The sequence below is a fragment of the Nocardia sp. NPDC004340 genome (assembly GCF_053602575.1).
On sequence record NZ_JBSGDW010000016.1, the window covers coordinates 1 to 23,956 of the forward strand.

At 67.8% G+C, this 23,956-nt stretch carries 30 protein-coding genes; 11 read left to right on the forward strand and 19 right to left on the reverse strand.

What is annotated here, in order from left to right:
- Window positions 1–68: 68 nt before the first annotated feature.
- Window positions 69–311, forward strand: a complete 243-nt coding sequence (locus ACWEOI_RS33450; protein WP_379277485.1) for a hypothetical protein — start codon at window positions 69–71, stop codon at window positions 309–311.
- A gap of 112 nt (window positions 312–423) precedes the next feature.
- On the opposite strand, the gene ACWEOI_RS33455 is transcribed toward ACWEOI_RS33450, so the two are convergent.
- Window positions 424–870 (reverse strand): hypothetical protein, encoded by a 447-nt coding sequence (locus tag ACWEOI_RS33455; protein ID WP_452362169.1) that lies wholly within the window; start codon window positions 868–870, stop codon window positions 424–426.
- Window positions 871–1,617: 747 nt separating this feature from the next.
- Here ACWEOI_RS33455 and ACWEOI_RS33460 point away from each other — a divergent pair.
- The gene (locus ACWEOI_RS33460) at window positions 1,618–2,058 is read left to right on the forward strand and encodes a DUF4259 domain-containing protein (RefSeq protein WP_452362170.1); all 441 of its coding nucleotides are present in this window, start codon (window positions 1,618–1,620) and stop codon (window positions 2,056–2,058) included.
- A gap of 43 nt (window positions 2,059–2,101) precedes the next feature.
- A complete protein-coding gene (locus ACWEOI_RS33465; protein WP_452362171.1) occupies window positions 2,102–2,545 on the forward strand; it encodes a hypothetical protein in 444 nt (147 codons plus the stop codon).
- 85 nt (window positions 2,546–2,630) lie between these two features.
- Here ACWEOI_RS33465 and ACWEOI_RS33470 read toward each other — a convergent pair whose 3' ends face one another.
- Window positions 2,631–3,062 (reverse strand): tautomerase family protein, encoded by a 432-nt coding sequence (locus ACWEOI_RS33470; protein WP_452362172.1) that lies wholly within the window; start codon window positions 3,060–3,062, stop codon window positions 2,631–2,633.
- Window positions 3,063–3,156: 94 nt separating this feature from the next.
- Between ACWEOI_RS33470 and ACWEOI_RS33475 the strand changes: the two genes are divergently transcribed.
- Both ACWEOI_RS33475 and ACWEOI_RS33480 read left to right on the forward strand, forming a co-directional pair.
- Complete coding sequence (locus ACWEOI_RS33475) at window positions 3,157–3,753, forward strand: TetR/AcrR family transcriptional regulator (protein WP_452362173.1); 597 nt, start codon at window positions 3,157–3,159, stop codon at window positions 3,751–3,753.
- Between the two features lie 99 nt (window positions 3,754–3,852).
- Window positions 3,853–4,218, forward strand: coding sequence for a DUF2834 domain-containing protein (locus tag ACWEOI_RS33480; protein WP_433672273.1), 366 nt, complete (start codon window positions 3,853–3,855; stop codon window positions 4,216–4,218).
- 76 nt (window positions 4,219–4,294) lie between these two features.
- Here the strand turns inward: ACWEOI_RS33480 and ACWEOI_RS33485 are convergent, their stop codons facing one another.
- Genes ACWEOI_RS33485 through ACWEOI_RS33495 form a run of 3 tightly spaced genes read right to left on the reverse strand, consistent with a single transcriptional unit; the run spans window position 4,295 to window position 5,411 of the window.
- Window positions 4,295–4,543: a hypothetical protein gene (locus tag ACWEOI_RS33485; RefSeq protein ID WP_452362174.1), complete on the reverse strand. Its 249-nt coding sequence runs from the start codon at window positions 4,541–4,543 to the stop codon at window positions 4,295–4,297.
- 14 nt (window positions 4,544–4,557) lie between these two features.
- Window positions 4,558–5,028 (reverse strand): hypothetical protein, encoded by a 471-nt coding sequence (locus ACWEOI_RS33490; protein WP_452362175.1) that lies wholly within the window; start codon window positions 5,026–5,028, stop codon window positions 4,558–4,560.
- The gene (locus tag ACWEOI_RS33495; protein WP_452362176.1) at window positions 5,013–5,411 is read right to left on the reverse strand and encodes a hypothetical protein; all 399 of its coding nucleotides are present in this window, start codon (window positions 5,409–5,411) and stop codon (window positions 5,013–5,015) included. The genes ACWEOI_RS33490 and ACWEOI_RS33495 overlap by 16 nt, the downstream gene beginning before the upstream one ends.
- Between ACWEOI_RS33495 and ACWEOI_RS33500 the strand changes: the two genes are divergently transcribed.
- Window positions 5,398–6,276 (forward strand): helix-turn-helix domain-containing protein, encoded by an 879-nt coding sequence (locus tag ACWEOI_RS33500; protein WP_452362177.1) that lies wholly within the window; start codon window positions 5,398–5,400, stop codon window positions 6,274–6,276. The two genes, ACWEOI_RS33495 and ACWEOI_RS33500, sit on opposite strands and share 14 nt — an antisense overlap.
- Complete coding sequence (locus ACWEOI_RS33505; RefSeq protein WP_452362178.1) at window positions 6,273–6,488, forward strand: DUF397 domain-containing protein; 216 nt, start codon at window positions 6,273–6,275, stop codon at window positions 6,486–6,488. Before ACWEOI_RS33500 ends, ACWEOI_RS33505 begins: the two co-directional genes overlap by 4 nt.
- Here ACWEOI_RS33505 and ACWEOI_RS33510 read toward each other — a convergent pair.
- From ACWEOI_RS33510 to ACWEOI_RS33525, 4 genes are all read right to left on the reverse strand, one after another.
- Entirely contained in the window at window positions 6,473–7,717 is a 1,245-nt protein-coding gene (locus tag ACWEOI_RS33510; RefSeq protein ID WP_452362179.1) for a KamA family radical SAM protein, read from the reverse strand. The genes ACWEOI_RS33505 and ACWEOI_RS33510 overlap by 16 nt on opposite strands.
- A gap of 107 nt (window positions 7,718–7,824) precedes the next feature.
- Complete coding sequence (locus tag ACWEOI_RS33515) at window positions 7,825–8,928, reverse strand: DUF5919 domain-containing protein (protein WP_452362180.1); 1,104 nt, start codon at window positions 8,926–8,928, stop codon at window positions 7,825–7,827.
- Window positions 8,929–8,985: 57 nt separating this feature from the next.
- Window positions 8,986–11,583 carry a DNA translocase FtsK 4TM domain-containing protein gene (locus ACWEOI_RS33520; RefSeq protein WP_452362181.1) on the reverse strand — a complete coding sequence of 866 codons (2,598 nt, stop codon included), beginning with the start codon at window positions 11,581–11,583 and terminating at the stop codon, window positions 8,986–8,988.
- 161 nt (window positions 11,584–11,744) lie between these two features.
- Window positions 11,745–12,362 (reverse strand): TIGR03085 family metal-binding protein, encoded by a 618-nt coding sequence (locus ACWEOI_RS33525; RefSeq protein WP_452362182.1) that lies wholly within the window; start codon window positions 12,360–12,362, stop codon window positions 11,745–11,747.
- A gap of 245 nt (window positions 12,363–12,607) precedes the next feature.
- Here ACWEOI_RS33525 and ACWEOI_RS33530 point away from each other — a divergent pair, with 245 nt between their 5' ends.
- Together ACWEOI_RS33530 and ACWEOI_RS33535 are read left to right on the forward strand one after the other, a co-directional pair.
- Entirely contained in the window at window positions 12,608–12,997 is a 390-nt protein-coding gene (locus ACWEOI_RS33530; protein ID WP_357097259.1) for a DUF4189 domain-containing protein, read from the forward strand.
- A gap of 19 nt (window positions 12,998–13,016) precedes the next feature.
- Window positions 13,017–13,577 carry a hypothetical protein gene (locus ACWEOI_RS33535; protein ID WP_357097261.1) on the forward strand — a complete coding sequence of 187 codons (561 nt, stop codon included), beginning with the start codon at window positions 13,017–13,019 and terminating at the stop codon, window positions 13,575–13,577.
- A gap of 72 nt (window positions 13,578–13,649) precedes the next feature.
- Here ACWEOI_RS33535 and ACWEOI_RS33540 read toward each other — a convergent pair whose 3' ends face one another.
- Both ACWEOI_RS33540 and dapA read right to left on the reverse strand, forming a co-directional pair.
- Window positions 13,650–15,710 carry a ribonuclease J gene (locus ACWEOI_RS33540; RefSeq protein WP_452362183.1) on the reverse strand — a complete coding sequence of 687 codons (2,061 nt, stop codon included), beginning with the start codon at window positions 15,708–15,710 and terminating at the stop codon, window positions 13,650–13,652.
- Window positions 15,707–16,615, reverse strand: coding sequence for a 4-hydroxy-tetrahydrodipicolinate synthase (gene dapA, locus ACWEOI_RS33545; protein WP_433672262.1), 909 nt, complete (start codon window positions 16,613–16,615; stop codon window positions 15,707–15,709). The genes ACWEOI_RS33540 and dapA overlap by 4 nt, the downstream gene beginning before the upstream one ends.
- A gap of 146 nt (window positions 16,616–16,761) precedes the next feature.
- On the opposite strand from dapA, the gene ACWEOI_RS33550 reads away from it, so the two are divergent.
- Window positions 16,762–17,205: a hypothetical protein gene (locus tag ACWEOI_RS33550; RefSeq protein ID WP_433672261.1), complete on the forward strand. Its 444-nt coding sequence runs from the start codon at window positions 16,762–16,764 to the stop codon at window positions 17,203–17,205.
- Between the two features lie 5 nt (window positions 17,206–17,210).
- Here ACWEOI_RS33550 and ACWEOI_RS33555 read toward each other — a convergent pair whose 3' ends face one another.
- Genes ACWEOI_RS33555 through ACWEOI_RS33565 form a run of 3 tightly spaced genes read right to left on the reverse strand, consistent with a single transcriptional unit; the run spans window position 17,211 to window position 19,141 of the window.
- On the reverse strand, window positions 17,211–17,501 hold the full coding sequence (locus ACWEOI_RS33555; RefSeq protein ID WP_452362184.1) for a hypothetical protein: 291 nt from the start codon (window positions 17,499–17,501) through the stop codon (window positions 17,211–17,213).
- Window positions 17,502–18,905 (reverse strand): MFS transporter, encoded by a 1,404-nt coding sequence (locus ACWEOI_RS33560; RefSeq protein ID WP_452362185.1) that lies wholly within the window; start codon window positions 18,903–18,905, stop codon window positions 17,502–17,504. It lies immediately after the preceding gene.
- Window positions 18,902–19,141 carry a flavodoxin domain-containing protein gene (locus ACWEOI_RS33565; RefSeq protein WP_433672258.1) on the reverse strand — a complete coding sequence of 80 codons (240 nt, stop codon included), beginning with the start codon at window positions 19,139–19,141 and terminating at the stop codon, window positions 18,902–18,904. Before ACWEOI_RS33565 ends, ACWEOI_RS33560 begins: the two co-directional genes overlap by 4 nt.
- Before the next feature lie 72 nt (window positions 19,142–19,213).
- Here ACWEOI_RS33565 and ACWEOI_RS33570 point away from each other — a divergent pair, with 72 nt between their 5' ends.
- Window positions 19,214–19,660 (forward strand): MarR family winged helix-turn-helix transcriptional regulator, encoded by a 447-nt coding sequence (locus tag ACWEOI_RS33570; protein ID WP_452362186.1) that lies wholly within the window; start codon window positions 19,214–19,216, stop codon window positions 19,658–19,660.
- Here the strand turns inward: ACWEOI_RS33570 and ACWEOI_RS33575 are convergent.
- The 5 genes from ACWEOI_RS33575 to ACWEOI_RS33595 form a co-directional block, all read right to left on the reverse strand.
- On the reverse strand, window positions 19,657–20,700 hold the full coding sequence (locus ACWEOI_RS33575; RefSeq protein WP_433672256.1) for a hypothetical protein: 1,044 nt from the start codon (window positions 20,698–20,700) through the stop codon (window positions 19,657–19,659). The genes ACWEOI_RS33570 and ACWEOI_RS33575 overlap by 4 nt on opposite strands.
- Window positions 20,687–21,976: a sensor histidine kinase gene (locus ACWEOI_RS33580; protein ID WP_452362187.1), complete on the reverse strand. Its 1,290-nt coding sequence runs from the start codon at window positions 21,974–21,976 to the stop codon at window positions 20,687–20,689. Before ACWEOI_RS33580 ends, ACWEOI_RS33575 begins: the two co-directional genes overlap by 14 nt.
- Entirely contained in the window at window positions 21,973–22,653 is a 681-nt protein-coding gene (locus ACWEOI_RS33585) for a response regulator transcription factor (protein WP_357099984.1), read from the reverse strand. The genes ACWEOI_RS33580 and ACWEOI_RS33585 overlap by 4 nt, the downstream gene beginning before the upstream one ends.
- Before the next feature lie 103 nt (window positions 22,654–22,756).
- The gene (locus ACWEOI_RS33590) at window positions 22,757–23,209 is read right to left on the reverse strand and encodes a flavodoxin family protein (protein WP_404204896.1); all 453 of its coding nucleotides are present in this window, start codon (window positions 23,207–23,209) and stop codon (window positions 22,757–22,759) included.
- 9 nt (window positions 23,210–23,218) lie between these two features.
- Window positions 23,219–23,869: a TetR/AcrR family transcriptional regulator gene (locus ACWEOI_RS33595; RefSeq protein WP_452362188.1), complete on the reverse strand. Its 651-nt coding sequence runs from the start codon at window positions 23,867–23,869 to the stop codon at window positions 23,219–23,221.
- Between the last annotated feature and the right edge of the window lie 87 nt (window positions 23,870–23,956).

Below are 23,956 nucleotides of genomic sequence, written 5' to 3' on the forward strand. Positions count from 1 at the left end.
AAGCGGATGTCTGTGATGCTGGGTGTCTTGGACGGAGTGAATGACTGCTCGAAGCTAAAGTCGGATTCATGAAAGACCGACCCGTTCTCGTCGTGGCCTTGATCGGGGGCTTCATCGGCGCAATGCTGTCGAGTCCGTTCGCCGTGTACTTCGGCTTCGGCACTCCTGCGCTCGCTACCGCCATTGTCGGGGTGGGAATCTTGCTGGCTGGAGGCATCATGTTCGGCGGCCTCTGCGCTGCACTGGCATGGGCCGTCAGGTCTGATCGGCGCAACGGTGGTTACCGCTGTCGCGGTGAGCGCCGGGCATAACTTTCGAAGCTACGGTGCGGCCAGCAGCCGTAGAGGACGCGGCAATCGGCAGTAGCGGACGTTCTGCACCACACCAGGTTCCGGCCGCCGGGCTCCGCGCTGACCGGCTCGGTCAGCGCGGTATGCGGCTGAATTGAATGCTCGATGTTTCGTTGTCGCGGTCGATGAGGAAGCGGTCGAGTAGCTCGAACAGGACCTCGAGGACGCACGTTTCTTGTTCGGGCGTCAGGTCGGTGAGGAAGTCACGGTCCGGGAGGGCGATCTGCTCGATTTGAGCCCACCACGCGAGGTTCGCCCCGACAGCGTGGTTGCTCATCAGCCATTCGCTGAAGCCGCTCAGGCCTGCTCCGCCGTATCTGCTGGCAGCGTAGTGATAGCCGTCGAGGAAGCTGGTTACGCCGCGCAGCGAAGTCTTGCCGATGTACATTGCGGGGCGCTGGGCGAACAGCCAAAGATATTGGCGCTCAGTGAGTTCGCCGGTGTCAGTGACAAGTTCCCCGTTCACGGTCAACTGAAGTTCGGCCGGGTAGTCGACGGGGCCGACGTTGTTCTTCGCCACGCGCTCAACTCCATCACAGCTAATTCACTTCTGCCGCCCCGGCCGCTGTTGCCACCGGGTTTGGGGTCTACGCGAGACGTAGGCATTTAGTTACTTTTCGAGCCCAATAAGACGGAAGGAGGCGTGGGCTGTGGGTCTCGTCGCGAGTTCATACACCCGGAGGTTCCCCATGCGTCGCACCGCCCGACTTGCAATGATCGGAGCGGTCGCCGCCGCGGCCCTCACCGCCGGCGCCACTCCCGCAACTGCCCAGACAGGTTTCGTCGGTTCCGGATCAGCGGAGTCGGGATCCGGCGGCGTGAATGCGGGAGGGGCGCTCCACGACCTACTGTCGTGGATCCTCTTGGTGACCGGCTCCCAGCAGGCGACGCCGTGCATGGGGCCGATCGGGATATGCGGTTGATGAACCGACGCCCACCGGCACCTATCCCTTACGACGGCGCAGGTGCGGGCGCTGGGGGCGGCAGTTCGGGGTTGGGCGCAGGCGGTGGGACAGGCGCGTGTCGCTCGACATCATCTGGCTCGCGGGCGATCTGGATGAACCTGGCCAGTTGCCATTCATAGCTTTGCGAAGAACCGCGGATGGCGAGGCCGCTGTCTTTGCGTACGACCTCGTAGTACTTGCGGCGGGCTTGGCTGGTCCGCTCGACGGCTTCTGGCCATAGCGGGACCTCATCGGCAGAAGCCGACGCTTCTGGCCCGCAGCCCGGCTCGCCGCCCACCGCGCCGCACTTTGGGGCACCCAGTGTGTTGATAGGCTGGGCGCGCCAAAAGCGTTCGGCCGGAGAGGTTGTTATGGGTGTCTGGGGTCCGGGTAACTTCGACAGCGACACCGCTGCGGACGGGCTCGGGGAACTGACCGACCACATCATCGGCAACATCGCCGAGCAATTCCAGGACACCTCGGACGACACGGCATTGGAACCCGATGAGTGGGGTGGGGACATGGTTCCCGCCTGGCTGGAGATTCTGATCCAGATTGTCGAACCCGCCCGAGTCGGTGCGAGCTTTCCCTCGGTGGCGGTGCTCGGCGAGTGGCGCGAACGGTATCTGCGGGTGTGGGACGAGAATATCGATGAACTCGGGCCCGACGACGAGTTCAAAACCCAGCGGCGTGCAACGCTCACCGAGACATTCGACCGAGCGATAGCGTTGGCCACGACTCGTGAGCAAGACCAACACATCTAGGGCAGGCTCGGGCAGCTGCCGACCGGAGAGCTCTGAATCCCACATGACTCCGAAAGAACTCTTCACGCAACTGGGGGCTGATCGCCGACGGCAGGTTCATCTGTCGCTGTGCGAGGATGCCCTGCCGACCTGGATCGGTTACGTCCGTGGGAAACCCGCCTCGCTTCGCTACCGGGACTCGGTTGTCGGGATGCGGCACCAGGTGGATATCGAGCTTCCGGGGGAAGCCCTGCGCTCCGCTCGGGCCGGTGCGGACCTCGCGGATGCCGGCGGGCGATACCTCGAACCCATTGCAGCGCTGCAAGACGACGATCTCGCCTTTCCCGACCCGGTCGAGTTCGCCTACTACGCGATCTACAACTGTTTTCGGAAGTACTCGCTCGGCGACGATATCCCGGATTGGCTGATCGTCAACCAGGCCTTGTCCGTTCACGACGACAGTGAAGCGGCGCAACGTCTGACGCGCGCGATCGACGCCCCGAATTAGGCGTTCCGAGGGTGGCGAAAGCCTCAGGGAGACTTCGCTCGCGCCGGGCTGCGGCCCTTGACGGCCGCGCCGAATAGGCTGCAGCTCACGCATTCTCGCGCTGCGCCTGCGCGAGAGCGGCTAGCTCCTTGAACTTCACGATGTTGCCGGCGGCTCCCCAGGTGCCTTCCGGCTGTTCGCGGATCAGGACCCACACTCGCCAGGAATCACCTTCGGCGAGACCGGCAGTCGCGAGTATTTGCTCGGTGACTTCGGCGACGAGGCCGGCCTTGCGGCGGTCCGACAGCCCGCCCTCGGGAACGGTCACATCCACCCGGAATCTCGGGAGGTCGTCTTCCAGCGCGGCGAATCCGCCGTCGGTGACCTCCTCGACGCGGCCCCACGCCTGCGCTCGGAAGAAGGCGGTGTCGGGTGCGCATTCCCACTTCAGCAGGGACTTCGGCAGCGACTTCAGCAGCTCGGCGCGGGCCTGTCCGGTCAGGACTCCGGCGGGCACGGTCAGGTGAATCATCGGCATCGGGATGCTCCTTCAGATCGCGGAAGACCGAGTTATAACGCTCGTTATAATCAACGGACGCTACTATATGACGACTGTTATAGACAAGGAGGTAATGGTGGCGGAATCGCAGGACTCGCGCCAGAAGCTGGTGAGCGGCGCGGCCGACATGATCCGGCGACGCGGCCTCAACGCCACCAGCGTTCGGGAGCTGGCCAAGCATGCTCACGCGCCATTGGGGTCGACGTACCACTACTTCCCCGGCGGTAAGACGCAGCTGGCGACCGAGGCCGTCACGTTCGCGGGTGACCTCACCGCGGCGGTGTTGGTTCGCGAACTCGAGAACGGCCCGATCGAGGCGTTGCACGCATTCCTCGGCATGTGGCGAAAGATAGTGGTGGACACCGACTTCCAGGCCGGGTGCCCGGTCCTGGCCGTCTCGGTCGAAGACCTTCCCGAGGCAGAGCGAGCACCCCACGCGGCAGCAGCCGCCGCCTTCACCCAATGGACCGACCTGCTGTCGGCGGCGCTGCGCGAGCATGGAGCCGATCCGGACGATGCCGAGCACACCGCCACGCTGATCATCGCCGCCATCGAAGGAAGCGTCGCCATGTGCCGCGCCGAGCGCAGCACGAGGGCGCTCGACCGCATCGGCGCCAAGCTCGAGATAATCGTCAATGCCGCGATCACGCCAACAGGCACCCAGGACTGAGCCGACGCGGCAACCGCATCTACCGGCTCCACAACCCTTCTAATACTGTTACTCTCAGTTACATACACCGAGCGGTATACACATATCGAAGGAGTGGCCATGTCCTGCAACGTCGCAGACCAATCGTGGCGTCGACCCACCCTGATCGCCACGCTCATCGCCGCGTTCATCACGCAGAACTCGATCGCCCTGCCCTACGTGCGGCGCAACGGACCGAAGTCGGCGCTCGACTTCTTCGTCGGCGACATCTACAAGACCGTCCCCGGCCGATTCGCGATGATCGACCTCATCTTCGTCGTCCTGGGCTTCCACCTCTGGGCCTTCGCCGAGGCTCGGCGACTCGGCATCACGCGGTGGTGGGCCGCCTCGTTCGTGCTGACCTTCACGGTCGGAATCGCCACAGCCATACCGTTTTTCCTGCTGGTACGTGACTTCACCGTGGAGAAGGCTGCGGCTGACACGTAGCGCAATCGGTCACGTATCGAGCTGTACTCCGGGCCTGATTCGTTCGCCTGGAACTGGCAAGCACTACCGGAGTGCTTTAGACCTGCGCCAAGGTGAAGCGCTCGTTCGCGTCGCGGCCGGCAGACGCTAGTTCGGTCGAAAGGCGAACTGCTTCACGTTTCGAGGCGGCGACGATACGCTTCTCGCCCTCGAGGCGAGCTCGGATTGCGGCAACCGAGTGGGGGTTCGAAAGGCGCCGGCGAGAGAGGCTACTGCCGATCGAGCGGGCGACGTAGCCGGTGAAGAAGATGAATACGACTGCGGTGGTCGCGATTTCGATGAGCACGGGTCCTCCCGAGTTCAGGACGGGTAGGTGCGGGGAGTTTCGCGGAGGGCGATTCGGAGGGCTCGGAGGACTGTGGCGAGGGGCTGGAGGGTCTCCCATTGGGGGTATCTGAACCAGGTCGATGAGGGGTGGCCGGGACCGCGTGGGGCGGGGAGGGTGAGGTGCCTGCCTGGCGGGAGGAATTCGCAGTGGGCGCGGGTGCGGAAATCGTTGGTGGGGAGGGTGATGTCGAGTTGGGTGGGGGCGGCCAGGAGGATCAGGGGGCCGGTGGCGGGGTGCTCGTCGAGGATGGGGGTGGTCTGTTTGGTCCAGAACAGTTCGTCGTCGATCGCGGCGGCTAGGGCGGGTGGGGCGCTGATCGCGGTGACGTCGGTGGTGGACAGGGTGATTCGGGAGCCGGAGATTCGGCAGGGGAGGCCGTAGAGTTCCCGGTACAGCCAGAGCTGACGGTCGAGTGGGGTCTCGCCTGTCACGTGCGCGGGCATTGGGCCTGGCCTCCTTCGAGATAGCTGCGGGCGCTTTCCGCGCGCGGGCATGGCGGGTCGCAGGTGGCGTGGATTGTCAGAATCCCTTCGGCGCGTTGGCGGGTGATCGGCCAGATGCGAGGGTCGGCGCAGCTGTCGTGGACCCAGAGTTCGGTGGGGTGGGTGGCCATCTGACGTCCTCTCGGCTGCTGGTCGTGGTCCACCCAGTTCACGCGCGTTCCGGTGGGGTGAAAACTGAAAACTGAAAAACCAGATCGAGTTTCCCGTTTCCCCAGCGCCGTTCCCGAAGTCGGTGGGACGATTTTCCCGATCCTGAAATCGAGGCCCGTGAACTCTGGAAACTGCGACGGCATCAGAACGGGAAAACCCATGGCCGAGAACACGAGTACCCTCACGCGCCGCCAGTTGGGGCGGTACCTGCGCGAAGCGCGGGACGCGGCGAAGCTGACGCTGAGTCAGGCTGCGAAGGTGATGGAGTGGGGCACCAGCACGCTCCAGCGGATCGAGGTCGGGGAGACAGCCAAGATCCGGATTCACGATCTGGACAAGCTGATCAGTCTGTACGAGGTCGATGACCAGTGGGCGATCACCCTGCGGGCCATGGCTCAGCAGGCGGCCGTCAAGAGCTGGTACCACGAGTTCGGTTCGGTTATCCCCGAAGACTTTCGGCTGTACGTCGACATGGAGTACAACGCCCGGATCCTGACGTCGTTCCAGCCGGATCTGGTACCGGGCCTGCTCCAGACGCGCCCCTACGCGCGGGTCCTGACCAGCGACGCCTACCCCGACGACGATGAGGACAAGCTCGCGGGCAGACTCGAGTTGAAGGCCCGGCGGCAACGCGCGATCACCCGCGACGTCAACCCGGTTCAGTTCACCGTCATCCTCGGCGAAACTGTGTTGCGCAGAGTCATCGGAGGGCCGAAAGTTATGGCCAACCAGCTCGAGTACCTCGCCACAGCCGGCACCCGGCCGAATGTTTCGCTCCGGGTCCTCCCGTTCTCAGCCGGAATGCCGACTGGGCGTCAGACCGGCCCATTCGTGATCCTCGAGGCGCAGCTCGACAACCGCGGCGACCCGGCCGAGCCGCCGACGGTGTACGGAGAGGGGTTCTCGACCGACATGTACACGGAGAAGTCGGACATCGTCGACAGCTACGCATTCGCCTTCAAGACTCTCCAGCGGGTAGCGCTGGACGAAACGAGCAGCAGGCAACTGGTGCGCGAAGCAGCAAGGGAGTTTCAGTGAACGACGAACTACGCGAAGCACTCTGGTTCAAGAGCAGCAAGAGTGGCGGCGGCAAGGAGTGCGTCGAGGCCGCGTTCCTGGCTGGCGGCCGGATCGGGGTTCGTGATTCCAAGGATCCTGGTGGGGCGGCGCATGTTTTCACTGCGGGGCAGTGGGATGCGTTTATCGGGGCCGTTGCGGCGGGGAGGTTCGATATTCACGGTTGCTCGTAGGGGAATCGGGGGGCGAAGGCGGGGGTGAGGTCGTCGAGCCAGCGGGCCGTGGCGCTGTGGTTCGCGAAGAACGGTGTGCCAACGAGCGATTCGTCGCGGGCTTGGAGGAGGCGTAGGGCGAAGACTTGGCGGTCGGCGATCGTGGTGATGCCGTCGATGACGACTTTGCCTGGGGTGGCCGACATGACTGGGCCGCGGACTGTGCGGGCCAGGCCGGGGACTGCGCGGTAGGCGGCGGTGAAGATGGCGGTTGCGGCGGACAGGGGGACCGCGAAGTGGTCGCGGGGGCCGGTGTCGCGTTCTACGAACATGTAGTACGGGATCATGCCCAGTCGGACCTCGTTGCGCCACAGGGTGATCCAGTCGTCGGCGGTGTCGTTGACGGTGCGGACGATCGGGGATTGGCAGCGGATCACGGCGCCGGTGGCCTGTAATCGGCGGATCGCGTGGCGGACCACGTCGGTGTCCAGTTCGCGGGAGTGCGAGACGTGGGCCATGATCGCCAGGTGGCGTCCGGACTCGGTGATTCGGGTCAGGAGCTTCAGGAGTTGATCGGCGTCGGGGTCGGTGACGAAGCGGTGTGGCCAGAAGGCCAGGGCTTTGGTGCCGATGCGGATCGAGGTGATCTGTTCCAGGCGCGGGTCCAGCAGCGGCTCGAGGTGCCGGGATAGTACGTCCGCGCTCATGATCATCGGGTCGCCGCCGGTGACCAGGACATCGCTGACCTCGGGATGGCGGTCCAGGTAGCGGATCAGCACCTCGGGACCCGCGGCGGCCATGCGCAGGTCCGGCTCGCCGACGAACTGCGCCCAGCGGAAGCAGTACGCGCAGTAGGCGTGACAGGTTTGACCGTTGCGCGGGAAGTACAGCACCGTGTTGCGGTATTTGTGCTGCAACCCATCGAAGGACTCCCCCTCTGCTGCGGGTCGATTGAGGGTGCGCTGGCCCTCCGGATGCGGGTTCATGGCCTTACGGATGCGGGCGGCGGTGTGGCGGAGGTCGGCGGCGGAGGCGTCGTGCGCGAGCAGGGTCGCGATCTCCGCTCGGTCGTCATCGGCGAGCATCCCCGGATGCGGCATGGTCAGCCGGAAGATCGGGTCGTCGGGCGCGCGTGTCCAGTCGATGAGTTCGTCCAGGACATAGCGGTTCGTCCGGAACGGCAGCACCTCGGCCACCGCGGCCAGCTCCCGCGCCTGCTCGGCGTCGAGCCCGGCGCGGGCCGCAATCATCGGCAACTCCCGAGCGCCGATCGCGCGAAACCCATACCCCGTGGTGCCCAGCGACATCCGATGCCTCCAGCACGGCCCGACGGACGTCGAGCGACCGAGCAACGATCCTAGCGATCCTCGGCCGCCTCGTCGGCGCGGGGAGGTTGCCCGGGCAATGCCGCCGGCCGCATACAGAGGAAATCGCCATCGGACGAGTCGCGGAAGATCCGGCCCGCCACCGCGGTGAGCCGAGCGATCAGCGCCGCGTCCACCACCCGGAACAGCTCATGATCGGTGCCGTCGTCGAGCCGCGCCCGGATCGGATCGGTCCCCACCCGGCTCAGGAAACTGTCCGTGCGAGCACCCTGCAGATACCGAATATCGTCCACCACAATCGATTTCACCAGCGACCTGCGCCGGTCACCGGTGCCGTCGGACAGGGTCACGTCGATCAGGTACTCCAGCGGAACGGACCGGCTCCAGACCGCGTGGAATCGATCGTTGACGAATTTGCCGAGCGGCGAATGCACCGACACCTCGAGCTGGCGCGAATCACCGGAGAGGCCGTCGATCGTATAGAACGAGATGAGGCACCTGTCGTCGGAGCGATACATGGTGACGTCGGGACCCGACGAGTAGAGCCGGACCTGGAAATCCGCGCCGGGACCGTGGCCCGGGTGCGCGCGTTCGAGCTCGCCGATATCGCGTTGCAGGGCCCGCAGGGAAATCAGATTCAGCGCCAGCTGCCGCTGCAGGTCCTCGGCCGCACCGAGTTCCCGGTCGCGCTGCTCGGCCGCGAGCGTGGATGGGTTGATCAGCAGCACCCGCACCGACACTCCCCGGGCCAACGCATCCCGGGTGATCTGCCCGAATCGATCGGAATGCGGCTCGACCAGCATGTTCGAGAAGGTGTCGACGATCCGGATGGCATTCACACTGCGGTGGGCGCGGTCCAGGAAGCGCCGATAGTCGAGCTCGCGATGCTCACGCACCCGGGATTCGCCGACCCGCTGAATGATCGGGGTGAGCAGGAAGATGGTGAACACCGCGCCGATCAGGTCGGCCGCGGTGTTCAACTCGAAATTGCGCCAGTAGTCCGGCATTCCGCGGGCCAGCACCGCCAGCAGCAGGACGGTCGCGACACCGACGCCCAACCCGGCGATCCAACGCGGTTCCGGCCTGCGCCACCGCCGATTCCAGCTCCGGCGCCATGAAACTCCCCCGCGTGCCACAGGATTCAGATTAGGGGCACCGCGGAGGAGCTTCAATATGGAGCGGACCGCTCAAAACTACTCGGGCTCAGCGCCATCCGTGGGCGGTTCGTCGCCGCCGCCTCGAATCGACCAGAGCAGGCCGTCGAGTTCGTCCGGCTTGATGAGGACGTCACGAGCCTTGGAGCCTTCCGACGGGCCGACCACTCCCCTGGTTTCCATCAGGTCCATGAGGCGGCCCGCCTTGGCGAAGCCGACGCGGAGCTTGCGCTGGAGCATGGAGGTCGAGCCGAACTGGGAGGTGACCACCAGTTCGATGGCTTGCAGGAGGAGGTCGAGGTCGTCGCCGATATCGGGGTCGACGTCCTTCTTCTCGCCCGCCTTGGCTGCGGTGACGCCCTCCTGGTAGTCGGGCTCTGCCTGGGTCTTGGCGAAATCGACGACGCCGGCGATCTCCTCGTCGGAGATGAAAGCGCCCTGGAGACGGGTCGGTTTGCTCGCGCCCATGGGCAGGAACAGGCCGTCACCCATACCGATCAGCTTCTCCGCGCCGGGCTGATCGAGGATGACCCGGGAGTCGGTCAGCGAGGACGTGGCGAAGGCAAGGCGGGAGGGGACGTTCGTCTTGATCAGACCGGTCACCACGTCCACCGACGGCCGCTGGGTCGCCAGCACCAGGTGAATGCCCGCGGCACGGGCCTTCTGGGTGATGCGGACGATGGCGTCCTCGACATCGCGGGGCGCGGTCATCATCAGGTCGGCGAGCTCGTCGACGATGGCCAGGATGTACGGGTAAGGGCGATACACCCTTTCGCTGCCCAGCGGAGTGGTGATCTGACCCGACTTCACCTTGCGGTTGAAGTCGTCGACGTGGCGGACCTTGCTGGCCTGCATGTCCTGATAACGCTGCTCCATCTCCTCCACCAGCCAGGCCAGCGCGGCGGCGGCCTTCTTGGGCTGGGTGATGATGGGGGTGATCAGGTGCGGAATGCCCTCGTAGGGCGTCAGTTCCACCATCTTCGGGTCGATGAGGATCATGCGCACCTCCTCGGGGGTGGCGCGGCACAGCAGCGAGACCAGCATCGAGTTGACGAAACTGGACTTACCGGAACCGGTGGAACCGGCTACCAGCAAGTGCGGCATCTTGGCCAGATTCGCGGTGACGAACTCGCCTTCGATGTTCTTGCCCAAGCCGATCACCAGCGGGTGATGGTCGTTGCGGGTGCTGGAAGCCTTCAATACATCGGCCAGGCGCACCAATTCGCGGTCGGCGTTGGGGACCTCGATACCGACGGCCGACTTGCCCGGGATCGGGGCCAGCAGGCGCACGTTCTCGGTGGCCACCGCGTAGGCCAGGTTGCGGGCCAGCGCGGTGATCTTCTCGACCTTCACGCCCGGGCCCAGCTCCACCTCGTAGCGGGTGACCGTCGGGCCGCGCACGAAACCGGTGACCGCGGCGTCGATCTTGAACTGGACCAGCACCTCGGTGATGGCCTCGATCATGGATTCGTTTGCCGCGCTGCGCTGCTTCGGCGGATCGCCGTCGGTCAGCAGGTTCAGCGACGGCAGCGTGTAATCGCCGTCCACCTCGCGGTCGGTGACGAACTCCAACTGCTCCGGCGGAGGCGGGGTCTGGTCGACCACCGCGGGAGCGGGTTTGGGGGGCTTGGCCTTCGCCGGGGCGGGCTTGGGCTTCTCCTCCGGCTGGACGATCTCCTTCGCGTCCTGCAACGGCGGCTCGCCGAGGATCTCGGTGACCGCGTCCGAACCGCCGAACTCGTCGGCCGGATAGTTCTCCGACGGGGTGCGGCCGCGACGCTTGCGCACCTCGGGAGCGTGCAGCGGGAAACCATCCGCGTCGTAGTTGGACGGATCGTAGGGGTCGTCGGAGTAGCGGTCGTATTCGTCGCCGCCCGCGCTGGTGCCGAAGATCTCCCGCAGGCGTTCGGGCACATCCCGGACCTGGGTGCCGGTCAACAGCAGCAGGCCGAAACCGATGGCCAACATGAGCAGCGGGACCGCCAGGAACGCGGACAGGCCCTCCGAGAGCGGGCCGCCCACCACGTAACCGACGAAACCGGCGGCGTGCGCGCGACCGTGCGCGTCCGACGGGGAACCCGCGGCCAGATGCCACAAGCCCAGGATCGGCAGACCCGCCATCAGGCCGCCCAGCACCAGCCGCGGCCGGATCTCCGGCTGCGGCTCGGTGCGCATCAGAATCACCGCGATCGCCACCAGCACGAACGGCAGTGCCGCAGAAGCCGATCCGGACACCGCCCGCACCGCGGCATCGACCCAGTGCCCGACCGGGCCGCCCGCCGACAACCACACCGCCGCCACGATCAGGAAGGCGAAAGCCACCAGGCCGAGTGCGATCCCGTCACGCCGGTGGCCGTGCTCGATCTCCCCCGCCCGGCTGACCGCCCGCGTCGTCGCGCCCAGGCCCCGCGCCATCATGTTCCAGCCGCTGGTCACACCACGCCGGACGACCGCGAGCGGGGCCGTATTGGACTGCGCCCGCCGAGGCGCCGGCCGCCGGGCCGGAGCCTTGCGCGCCGCCGTGCCGCGGCCCTTGGCCGGGGTGCGTTGGGTGCGCGCGCGGGACTGCGCGGGAGTCTGCCCCCGCGTGGCCCCCGCTCGCGTACGTGACGTTCCGGTGCGGGCCTTACCTGCCATGCGTCCCAGGCTAGCCGCAACAGCACCACCCGGACCATCCGCAACACCCGGCCCACCCGAATCAGAAACTGTGGCGATCACAACGAAAAACCGCCGTCGACGCCGCGATCAGGCCGGAAACGACCGGGTCAGCAGGGTTGCCGCGCACCCCTCCGGGCAGATCAGACGCTGCGATCGAGCGCGTGCACCAACTCGACATCCTCCGGCGCGCCGGTCGCCTCCAGACGGACCGCGTTGCGGCCGAAAGCGTGCAGCAGCAGCTCCGAGGGCGGACCGGCCAGCACGACCGTGCGATCCCCGGCCTGCCGCGCCACCGTGCGGCGGCCGTCCGGCGTGGCCAGCGCGATGGTGATCGGCGACTTGCGATAGGCCATGCGGGCCAAGCCCGTCAGCACCTTCCACAGCCGGTCCTCGTCGGCGGCGGACAGGGCGCGGGGCTCCCAGCCGGGGGCGGCGCGGCGGACATCCTCGTGGTGGACGAACATCTCGGTGGTGTTCATCAGGGCGTCGACCGGGCGCAGGTAGAACGGCGGGCCGGAGCGCACCTCGTCGAGCAGCTGCGCGAACGGGCGCTCCGTGACCTTGCGCTGCACGCTGTCCAGATACGGGGCGAACGGCTTGAGCAGGATGCCGGGGGCGGCGTCCGGGCGACGCTCGCGAACGACCAAGTGCGCGGCCAGATCCCGGGCCGTCCACTCCCCGCACAGGGTCGGCGCGTCGGGGCCGGCTTCGGCCATCGCCTGAACCAGGGCCTGGCGCTCACGTTGGGCCATATTCATAAGGGGGACCTTAGTCCGGGTTGTCCGGCTTCGCACCGGGGCGTTAAGGAAACCACACGGTCTCCCATAAGGACCGCCGCTGATCATGATCTGGCACCGGATGTCACAACACAGCCGGAGGCGGCCCGCAACGCACTGCCGCCGCACAAACCACAGATGCCGGTTGGCGTCAACACTTCCGGATCGGTAACTTGATCCCTCGGTCCATAGGGTCGTGGACCCGAAAGCACAAGAAGGGCAACACCTTGAAGAAGATCGTCAGCGGCGCAGCCGTGATGGTCGCGGCCGCCGGTTCCCTGCTCGCTGGGACGGCTGCTCCGGCCAATGCCTACCAGGACTACAACTACGGCGCCATCGCGCTGTCGGTGTCGACCGGTCGTATCGGCTACTCCTACGACTATTCCGACAGCCCTGCCGCGCAGAACGCCGCCATGAGCTCGTGCACCTACAACGACTGCAAGATCGTCGCGCGCTTCTCGAACGGCTGCGGTGCGGTCGCCTACTCCTCGCGCGACGGCTACTACACCTTCGGCGCCGCGTCCTCGCGGATCGCCGCCAAGAACCAGGCGCTCAACCGGAACTCCGCCGGCGCCACCATCATTCACTGGAACTGCACCACCGGTTACCAGCTCTGAAATCACGGGGAGAATTTCGTTGAAGCACACCGTTTTCCGCGCGACCGCCGCGCTGATGCTGGCCACCTCGGCCTTCGGCCTGGTGGCCTGCAGCAAGTCCGATGACACCACCAAGGCCGCCGCCACCACCTCGGCCGCCCCCGCCGGCAAGTTCGACGGCAGCACCGACGGCGGCGACGCCAAGGTCACCGGCGCGGCCCCGGCCCCCACCACGGTCGCCGACCTGCCCAAGCCCTCGGTCGCGGACCTGAACGACAAGGTCACCAAGGCGTTCGACCCGTCGATCGACTCCAAGACCAAGACCGACTGGATCGAGAACGCCGGGCTGGACCCGCAGCTCGCCCAGAAGCTGGTCGATGCCGCCAAGGCCAACAACGTCAAGATCAAGATCACCAACGTGGGCGACCCCGCCGAGGGTAAGCTCAAGGCCGACGCCGACGTGACCATCGACGGCAAGCCGGTCCAGAACGCGACCGTCTCCTTCGTCGCCGACGGCACCGACTGGAAGATCGACCACAACTACGCCTGCAGCATCGTCAAGGCCGCCAAGCTCGATTCCGCAGCCTGCCAGGACAAGTAGCGCGCACAGAACAGCGCCCCGCAGCCTCACGGCTCCGGGGCGCTGTCGCGTTGCGGCCCTTGCGGTTCCGGCCTAGACGCCGATGACCGTGGGGACGATCATGGGGCGGCGGCGGTACTTCTCGGCGACCCAGCGGCCGACGACGCGGCGGACGGACTGGGCGATGCGGTGGGTGTCGGTGACACCCTCGACGGCCAGGCGGTGCAGTTCGCTCTCGACGAGTTCCTGAGCGCCGGAGAGGGCCTCGGGGTCGTCGGAGAAGCCGCGGCCGCTGACCTCGGGGGTGCTGACGGCCTTGCCGGTGGCGGAGTCGACGGCGACATTGATGGAGATGAAGCCGCCCTCACCCAGGACCAGGCGGTCCGAGAGGGTGGACTCGCCGACATCGCCGACCGAGAGGCCGTCGACGTAGACCTGGCCGACCGGGACGCGACCGGAGATGGTGGCGATGCCGTCGACCAGGTCGACCACGACGCCGTTCTCGGCCAGGATGACCCGCTCCTCGGGGACGCCGGTCGCCACCGCGAGGGCGCCGTTGGCGCGCAGGTGCCGCCACTCGCCGTGCACGGGCATGGCGTTGGTCGGACGGACCGCGTTGTACAGGTACAGCAGCTCGCCCGCCGAAGCATGGCCGGAGACATGGACTTTCGCGTTCTGCTGGGTGACGACCGTCGCGCCCAGGCGGGCCAGGCCGTTCACCACCGTGAACACCGCGTTCTCGTTGCCCGGGATCAGCGAGGAGGCCAGCACCACCAGATCGTCGGGGCGGATGTTGATCTGACGGTGGTCGCCGCGCGCCATGCGCGACAGCGCCGACAGCGGCTCACCCTGCGAACCGGTCGAGATCAGCACCAGCTTGTGCACCGGCAGGTTGGCGGCCTGATCCAGATCCACCACCAGGTTGTCCGGGATCTCCAGGTAGCCCAGATCCTGCGCGATCTGCATATTGCGGACCATGGACCGGCCCACGAAGCAGACCCGGCGGTCGTAGCGCTGCGCCACGTCCACCACCTGCTGGATGCGGTGCACGTGAGAAGCGAAGGAGGCCACGATGACCCGGCCCTTGGCCTTGCCGATCACGCTGTCGAGCACCGGGCCGATCTCGCGCTCGGGCGTCACGAAGCCCGGCACCTCGGCATTGGTGGAGTCGACCAGGAACAGGTCCACGCCCTCGTCGCCCAGACGGGAGAAACCAGCCAGGTCGGTGAGGCGGCCGTCGAGCGGCAGCTGATCCAGCTTGATGTCGCCGGTGTGCAGCGCGATGCCCGCGGGGGTGCGGATCGCGACCGCGATGGCGTCCGGGATCGAGTGGTTGACCGCGAAGTACTCGCAGTCGAACGCGTCGTGCTGGGTGCGCTCGCCCTCGGTGACCTCGATCAGGTTGGGCTGCAAGCGATGTTCGCGGCACTTGGCCGCCACCAGCGCGAGGGTGAACTTCGCGCCGATCACCGGGATATCGCGGCGCAAGCGCAGCAGGAACGGCACCGCGCCGATGTGGTCCTCGTGACCGTGGGTCAGGATCACCGCGGCGATGTCGTCCATGCGGTCCTCGATGGGACCGAAGTCGGGCAGGATCAGGTCGACGCCGGGCTGCTGGTCCTCGGGGAACAACACACCGCAGTCGACGATCAGCAGCTTGCCGTCGTACTCGAAAACGGTCATGTTGCGGCCGATCTCGCCGATGCCGCCGAGCGCGAACACCCGCAGGCCGCCCTTGGGGGCCTTCGGCGGGGTGCCCATGGCGTGCGGATCGCGCGGGGCCGGAGCCTGATCGCGGCCACCCTGCCGGGAACGGCCACCGCCGCCGCGGCGGTTGCGGTCGCCACGGTTGCGGGAATCGTCCTGACGGGAACGGGGGGCCTCATCGGCCGGTCTGGACTGGGCGGCCTTGGCGCGGTCCGAGGAACGGCCGCGGGCCGGGCGCTCGCGGGCGGGCTCGGCTGCCGCGCGAGCCGGGGCGGCCTGCGCCGGTTCCGGCTGCGCGGCAGCCGAACTCACGGTTTCGGGCGCGGCAGCGGGCTTCTCTACGGCAGCGGGCTTCTCAGCGGCGGCCGGCTTCTCAGCGGGAGCGGGGGCCGGGGCGCCGGCGGCGCGGCTGGCACTACGACGGGGGCGGCGAGCGGGGCTGGTCACGCAATCACCCCCGCGGCACGAAGGTCCACGGCGAGCTCGTCGAGCTGATCGCCGTTCGGCATGAGTTGTGGCAAGCGTGGTTCTCCGGTCTCGATTCCGAGCAGGCGCAGCGCGCCCTTCGTCATGGCGACACCGCCGAGGCGCGACATGGCGCGGTTCAGCGGGGCCATGCTGACATTGATCTCGCGGGCCCGGACGATGTCCCCGGCCTGGTAGGCGTCGATCAGGGCGCGCAGGCGGTCCGGCACGAGATGACCGATGACACTGATGAATCCGGTCGCGCCGATCGAGAGCCACGGCAGGTTGAGCACGTCGTCGCCGGAGTAGAAGGCCAGCCCGGTCTCGGCGATCAGCTCCGCGCCCGCGCCCAGGTCGCCCTTGGCGTCCTTGACGGCGACGATGTTCGGGTGCTCGGCGAGACGGCGAATGGTGTCGGTCGCGATGGGGACCACCGAGCGCGGCGGAATGTCGTAGAGCGTGACCGGCAGATCGGTCGCGTCCGCGACGGCGGAGAAGTGCGCGAACAGCCCGTCCTGGCTGGGACGCGAGTAGTACGGGGTGACGACCAGCAAACCGTGAGCGCCCGCACGCTGAGCGTTGCGGGCGAGCTCGATGCTGTGCGCGGTGTCGTAGGTGCCGGCGCCCGCGATGACGGTGGCGCGATCACCGACGGCGTCCACGACGGCGCGCAGCAGATCGAACTTCTCGGACTCGGTGGTGGTGGGCGACTCGCCGGTGGTTCCGGAGATCGCGAGCAGATCGACGCCGCCGTCGATCAGACGGGCGGCCAGCGCGACACCGGCATCGACGTCGAGCTTGCCTTCGGCGGTAAAGGGGGTCACCATCGCGACACCTACTGTGCCGGACGCGCGCAGCTCGGTTCGCGTCGATTCACCGTTCGTCATAGTCAGAAGGCTACAGCGTCGCTGGAACGGGTTTTGCATCGTTATACCCGAACCGCGCCCGGCAGGTTGGCGATTCGACTCGAGCGCCCGTTTCTGGCGTCAGAAGTTTCCTTGAATGACACCATCCATGACGTCACACTGGTGTCATGGATCTGAACAAGTACACCGCCCAACTCCGCGAGAATCTCGTCGCCGCCGCGGCCCTCGGCGACGAGAAAACCCAGGCCACCGCAGCCGCCCTGGCCGCCGCCACCGAGAACTCCGCCCGCCTGATCCTGCTGTCCGCTCTCTCGGAGCTGGCCGCCGAGGTGAGCGCCACCCTCCCCGATCGGACCGTCCACGTCTCCGTCGACGGTACCGACGCCCACGTCGATGTGCGCAAGACCGCAGCCACCGACGAGCACCCCACCTTCGAGGAGGTCACCGGCGACATCAGCCGCGTCACCCTCCGCCTGGTCGAACAGATCAAATCCCGGGCCGAGGAAGCCGCCGCCCAGAGCGGCGTATCCCTCAACTCCTGGCTGTCCTCCACCGTCCAATCCGCCCTCCGCGATCAGATGAGGAAGGGCGGCCGCTGGGACGAGTCCTGATCCGATCAGGGCAACTGGCTCGCCAGCGCCGTGCCGAACGTGCGCGCGTCGGCGCACGAGTCGAAGCCGTCCTGCTGCACCCGCAGGGTCTTGGCGACGAAGGCGACGCTGCCGTCGCCGGTGAAGGTGGTGACATAACAGCCCAGATGGTGGGTGTCCTGGGCCGCGCGGTACTCGACGGCCTGTCTGCCGCCCAGCGTCACCGGGGTGAACTGCACGTATTTGCCGCCGGCCTGGAGGGTCGCCAGCGTGTCGGGGCTCGACACGATGGTCAGCTCCACCGTTCGCGGGGACATTCAGGAAACCCTTTCCGATTCAGTTGCTGTCATGAGTGCGGCGGCGATCACCGCGATCACCACCGCGATTCCGGCGGCTACGACGAACACCCGGTCGTACGCCGCGGCTGAGCCCACGATCGTCGCGAAGGCCGCCAAACCGACCGACCCGCCGACCTGATTGGCGGTGCCCGCCAGCCCGCCGACGATCCCCGCATCACCGTCCGGCGCGTCCGAGGTGGCCACGGCCATCAGAGTCGGGAACGTCAGGCCGATGCCGACGGCGATGAGCAACGTCGGGCCGAGGACGCCGAGGAGATAGCCGCTGTCGACACCGACGCGGGTCAGCCAGGCGAATCCGGCGAGGAGGCAGGCGCTTCCGGCCAGGATCTGCGGGCGGGCGCCGGTTCGCGGGAGCAGGGTGGCGGACACGCGCGCGAACACCAGGAACGTCACCGCGGCGGGAGTCTGCCCGAGCCCGGTCCGTAATGCACTGTAGCCCAGCACATTCTGGAGGAGCAGCGAGGTGAAGTACCACATGGCGATGCTGATCGCGCCGAACAACAGCAGCAAGGTGTTGCCGACGGCCACCGGCCGAAGCCGGAACAGCCGCAGCGGCACCAGCGGCCGGGCGGCGAACCGCGCCTCCACCGCGACGAAGACGACCAGCAACAGCACACCCAGGCCGATCGGCCCGGCGACCACACCCGACAGCCAGCCGTGATCGGCGCTGCTCATGACACCGAAGATCAGGGCGGCGAGGCCGGTGGTGCCGGTGACCGCGCCGACGAGGTCCAGTGATTCACGGTGCGCGCCACGCCTACCGGTCAGCGACAGCAGGGCAAGGCCGATCAAAGCGGCACCGATCGGCACATTGATGAGGAAGACCCACCGCCACGACAGACCGGTGGTGATGGCTCCGCCCGCCAGCGCACCGGCCATTCCACCGATCCCACCCGCCGCCGACCACGCCCCGAATGCCCGTGCCCGCGTGCGGGTCTCGCTGAATTCGGTATTGATCACCGCCAGCGTCGCGGGCGCCAGCAGCGCGGCCCCGACCCCCTGCGCGAACCGAGCCGCCACCAGCAGCTCCGCAGTGGCCGCGAGACCGCCGATCAGACTCGCCGCGGAGAACACCGTCAGCCCGATGATCAGCATCCGCCGCTGCCCGAACAAATCCGCCGCACGACCGCCCAGCAGCATGAACCCGGCGAAGGCGAGCAGATAGCCATTGACCACCCACGCCACGCCCGTGGCACTGAAGCCCAGGTCCCGCTGCACCGACGGCAGCGCGACATTCACGATGGACGAGTCCAGGATGACCATGAACTGACACGCGCAGACCAGCGCCAGGATCAGCCGCGTCCGCCCGGAATGCGTTCCATCCCTATCAGTCTCGGCACTCGTGCCGGCGAGGGCGTTCATTCCCGGCCCACCAGGAACGCCAGATCCTCGAGCGAGGCCTCCGGGACCGTTCGCGTCGCATCGGCGTGCTTGCGCCACAGCGGGTTCTGATCGATCGCGCGGTCGGGGGCGAGTTCGGCGACGCGGCGCAGTCGCACCTCGGCTCCGCTCGCCGCGGCTCCCGCGGCGACGGCTTGCGCGAGAGCGTGCACGGTTCCTGTCGCGCTGTAGTAGATGACGGCGACCTTCACGAGCATGGCGACTCCAGGATTGTTAGAATTAGTTATTCGCATAATGTTATGTGGATAACTATCCTGTCAAGGAGACCCGTGGACTTCGAGCAAGCCGATGCCATCAACCAGGCCATTCGCCTGCTGACCCTGCGCCACCGGGCAAGGGCCGCAACGCTGTTGGCTCCGCTGGGGCTGCATACCGGGCAGGAGGCGTTGCTGCTGGAGCTCGCTCGGAGTGGGCCGATGATTCAGGCGCAGTTGAGCGGAGCGCTCGGGTGCGAGCCGCCCAGTGTCACGTTGATGACGAAGAAGCTCGAAGCGTCCGGACATGTTCGGCGGGCGCCGGCGCCGAATGACAAGCGGGCCAGTGTTGTCGAGCTCACCGAGAGTGGGCGGGAGCTGGCTCAGGAGGTGAAGCGGGTGTGGCGGGATCTGGCCGAGGAGACGGTAGCCGGGTTGCCGGAGCGGACCGTGGCGGAGCTGCCGGGGCTGCTGGCGACCTTGACCGGGAATGTCGACAGTCGGCGGCGCGGCCCGGACTAGTCGGTCATGGTGGTGACTCGGCCGTCCTGGTCGATTTCGGTGCGGCGGTCCTGGGTGGGGGCGGTGGCGAGGACCGTGGCCAGGACCGGGCGGCCCAAGGGGAGGACTCGGATGGTGACTCGGCCGGCGTTGGTCGCGTCCAATTCCTTGGTGGCGGCGTCGATGACGCGGCGGCGGACCCATTCGGGGACTCCGGCGAAGCCGCCGTCGTCGAGGAGGATCACTTCGACGCCGCGGCCGCGGGCACCGCGGGCGGCGCCGCTGAGTTCATCGGTGACCAGTTGCGGGGCGCGGAGACCGTCACGAAGTTCGGCTTCGAGCAGGCGGCATTCCTCGCGTTCGGCGGCCGTGAGTTGGGCGCCGTCGGCGATGCGCTCGAGGATCGGGCGGGCCACGCGGTCCAGACGGGCCAGCTGGCGGGTGCGTTCGCTGTCGGCGGCGGCCATGGTGGCCTCGGCGGTGGCGCGCATGAGGGCGTCCTCGCGCAGGATGCGCAGGGAGCGCTGCATCGGGCGCATGACGGCGGTGAAGACCGAGATCGCGGTGATGGTGCCGACCGGGACCATCGAACCGATCAGGGTGCCGGGGTCCAGGTGCGAACCGCCCAGGCCGAGGGTGACCAGGACCGCGGCCACGGCGATGACACCCGCCCACGCGGTGCGAATCCGGCCGCGCAGCACCAGGACTCCGAGCACATAGGACGAGGCGAACGCCGACCACACCGACTCGTGCGGCAGATCCCGCACCGGGGTCATGACGGTCAGCGCGGTCGCGATCGGCGGCGCCGCGGCCCCGTACAGGGCGACCGGAATCGGCAGCGGGTCGACCGGGATCGCGGTGACCAGCGCGCCCGCACTGAGCATCAGGACCAGCGCGGCCAGCGCCGCCCACAGCGGGGCCTGCCCGAAATTGCGGGCCATGTACAGCGTGATGACGGCTTCCAGGATGAGCAGGAACCACCACGCGGTACTACCCCGCAGCCCGAGCAGATCGCGCAGCCCGAAGCGGGGATCCAGATCGATGCCGTCAGCGGGAGCCATCGCCACCCCACACCAATGTCACGGTGGTGCCCTCACCGGGCTGGGATTCCACGAACGCCGAGCCGCCCGCCAGCTGGCGCATGCGGCCCAGGATGCTCATGGAGATGCCGAGCCGATCGGCGGAGACCGCGGCCAGATCGAATCCGGCCCCATTGTCGCCGAACACGATCCGGATGCTGCCCGCGCTGACGGTGGCGGTCACCGTGCGCCGCACCTCGCGACCAGGGACGGCGGCATGGCGCAGGCTGTTCTTGACGGCCTCGGTGAGCGCGGCGGCGATAGTGCTGGCCGAGTGCACCGGCATGCGCAGGTCGTCGAAGCCGGGCCAGGTGCGGGTGGCGAAACGGATGCTCGGATTGATCTCCTGCACTGCGGCGCGCAGGAACAGCAGCGCGGAACGGGCGTCGAGGAGGTCCGGATCGCGTTCCGCGCCACGGTATTCGTCGAGCTGTTCGAGGGTGCGTTCGGCCTGTCGCCGCACCACAGCGGATTCGGCGCCGGCCCGCGAGGCCTCCAGCAGCGTCGAGAGCACGGCGTCGTGGATGAGCGCGGCGAAGCGCGAGCGTTCCCGGTCGCGCGCCTGCGCGGCGGCCTGGGCGGCGGCGCGGCGGCTGGCGATGGCGGATTCACGGTCGACGCGGGCGGCGGCCCCGACGGCGGCGGTGCCGCACCACAGGAACAGCGCGGCCAATCCCGCTGAGCGCAGGAAGTTCTCGATGATGTGCTGCGGCGTCACCTCGCCGACCGTGTACACGGTGGCCAGCGCCGCCGACGCGGACGCGGCCAGCAGATAGATCAGTGTCGTTCGGCCCGACCAGGCCAGCACGCCCGCGCTCACCGCCAGCGCGGTCACCCGGTACGGCCAGATATTGGTGGCGTCCACGGTGTGCGGGTCGAAACCCAACGGGATGGTGGCGAGCGCGCCGAGGAAACTGACCGCGGCGCAACCACACACGAACCTGATGGCCTTGGTCCCCGCCACCGCGGACACCACGCCGATGATCGGATACCAGCCGAAGACGAGCGTCATCGCCGCCACCGACCACCACACCGAGGCGTAGCGGCCCTGTTCGGCGACCTCCGGCAGTTCGCCGCCGCCGATGATGGCGCCGGCGATGCCGATGGAGATGCCGAGCCGCCGCATGATGCGGTCGTAGGCGGCGGTGGCCGGATCCTCGGTCGCCTTCAGGCGGGCACGCACCCGCCGGGTGAGCGCCGCGAGCGAGGGCATGGACCGGGGAGCGGCCGTCGAGTCGAGGGCGCTCGTGGCGGTCATGCCCGCGGACTCCGCTCCGGCACGGGCAGCCACCCGTCCTCGACGGCTCGTTTGTAGAGGTCGGTCTTGGTCGGGGCCGGGCGTCCGGCGTCGGCGTACTTCTGCCGGATGCGGCCCAGATAGTCGTTGACGGTCTGCTCGGACAGCCCGGTCATGCGGGCCACCCGCGACGCCTTCTCCCCCGAGGCGTACAGCTGCAGCACCTGCTGCTGCCGCGGGCTCAACCCGACGTCCTGCAATTGCGGGTCGCCGTCGATGGCGGCGGCCCAGTCGGTGGTGACCACCTGCTCACCGTGCGCGGCCCGGCGTACCGCGGCGACCACGGTCGCCGCGTCCTCGGACTTGCGCACCACACCCAGCACGCCCGCCCGCGCGGCCGATCGCACCAGGAACGGATTGTCCGCCCCGGTGAACACCAGCACCTCGATCCCCCGCTCGCGCAGCGCGCGCACATTGTCATCGGGCGAGGAGCCGTCGGCGAGCCGCAGATCCAGCACCACCAGATCCAGTTCCGGCCCGGCGGCCAGCAGTTCCGCGACGGTTCCCGCGGTGATCACCAATTCCAGATCGGCTTCCGGGGCCAGCATGGCCGACAACCCCAGCACCACCGATTCATGATCCTCGACCAGCCCGATACGGCGTGTTCCCGACTCTTGCGCCTCCACGGCGGCCGTCACCTCTTCCCACACTCCCAGTGGGCGTTCCCGGAGAACGCCCCCTCGAGTATGACGGGCCCGCCCCCGAATGTGTCAGACACCAGAATTCGGGGGCACCCGGGACTCACTCCATCAATCGGGCCGCGACGGTCGCGCCCAGCTCCCAGCAGCGTTCGATATCGGCCTTCTCCGGCTTGCCCGAAATGATCACCGGCGCGGCCGCTTTCTCCCACCCCAGCCCGGTGGTCGCGCTCTCGACACTGCGTTCCGCGCCCTCGGTGCCCTGATTGCCGTGGATGTAGAGCCCGTACGGCCGACCCGTGGTCGAATCCAGGCACGGGTAGTAGAAGGTGTCGAAGGCGTGCTTGAGGGCACCGCTCATGTAGCCGAGATTGGCCGGAGTACCGAGCAGGTAGCCGTCGGCGGCGAGCACATCGCTGGCGGTGACGCCCAGGGCCGGGCGGCGGATCACCTCGACGCCTTCGATTTCCGGGTCGGTCGCGCCCGCCAGCACCGCCTCGAACATCTCCTGCATGAACGGCGACGGGGTGTGGTGGATGATCAGCAGTGTCGGCACGGTGCGAGCCTACGATCCCTGGCCACGATAGGGGTCTACCACGACGTGGACCAGGCGCAGGGCGGTGGCGACGGCGTGGTCGGCGTCGCCCTCGGCGAGGCCGAGCAGCGGGTCGAGACCCTGGACGTGCGGGGCCAGGGCCAGTTGCGGCAACAGCAGCAGGAGCAGGGCGAGCAGGGCCTGGGTGTCGGTGTCCGGGCGCAGGGCTCCGGTGGCGACGCCGGCCTCGAAGAGGGGACGCAGGACCGCGAGGTAGTGGACGTTGACCGATTCGCGGACGGCGGTGCGGGCCACCGGATCGGGCTCGAGGTTGGCGGCGGCGGTCATGGCGCGTTCTAACGGGTGGTCGTAGAAGTAGCGGACCCAGGCCTCGAGCAGGGCTTCGAAGGAGCCGAAGAAGTCGGTGTCCCAGCGCAATTCGCGGGCGGTGGCCTCCATGCTCGCGCGGATTCGCTCACTCGACAGTTCGGCCAGGTAGACGTACATGTCGGCCTTGTCGGTGAAGTACTGGAACAGGCTGCCCTTGGAGACGCCGGCCTCCTTGCAGATGGTGTTCAGGCTGCCGCCGCTGAATCCGCGCGCGGCGAACTCGGCCTCGGCCGCGGCCACCACGGCGGCGCGGCGCGGCGCGGGCAGTCGATCCCATGTCCCTGTCGGCATCACCGATCTCCTCCGACCACCTGCGGCCTATTGACGTCGTGACCGTTTCGATCCTACAGTGACCAGTGGTCATATGACCACTGGTCA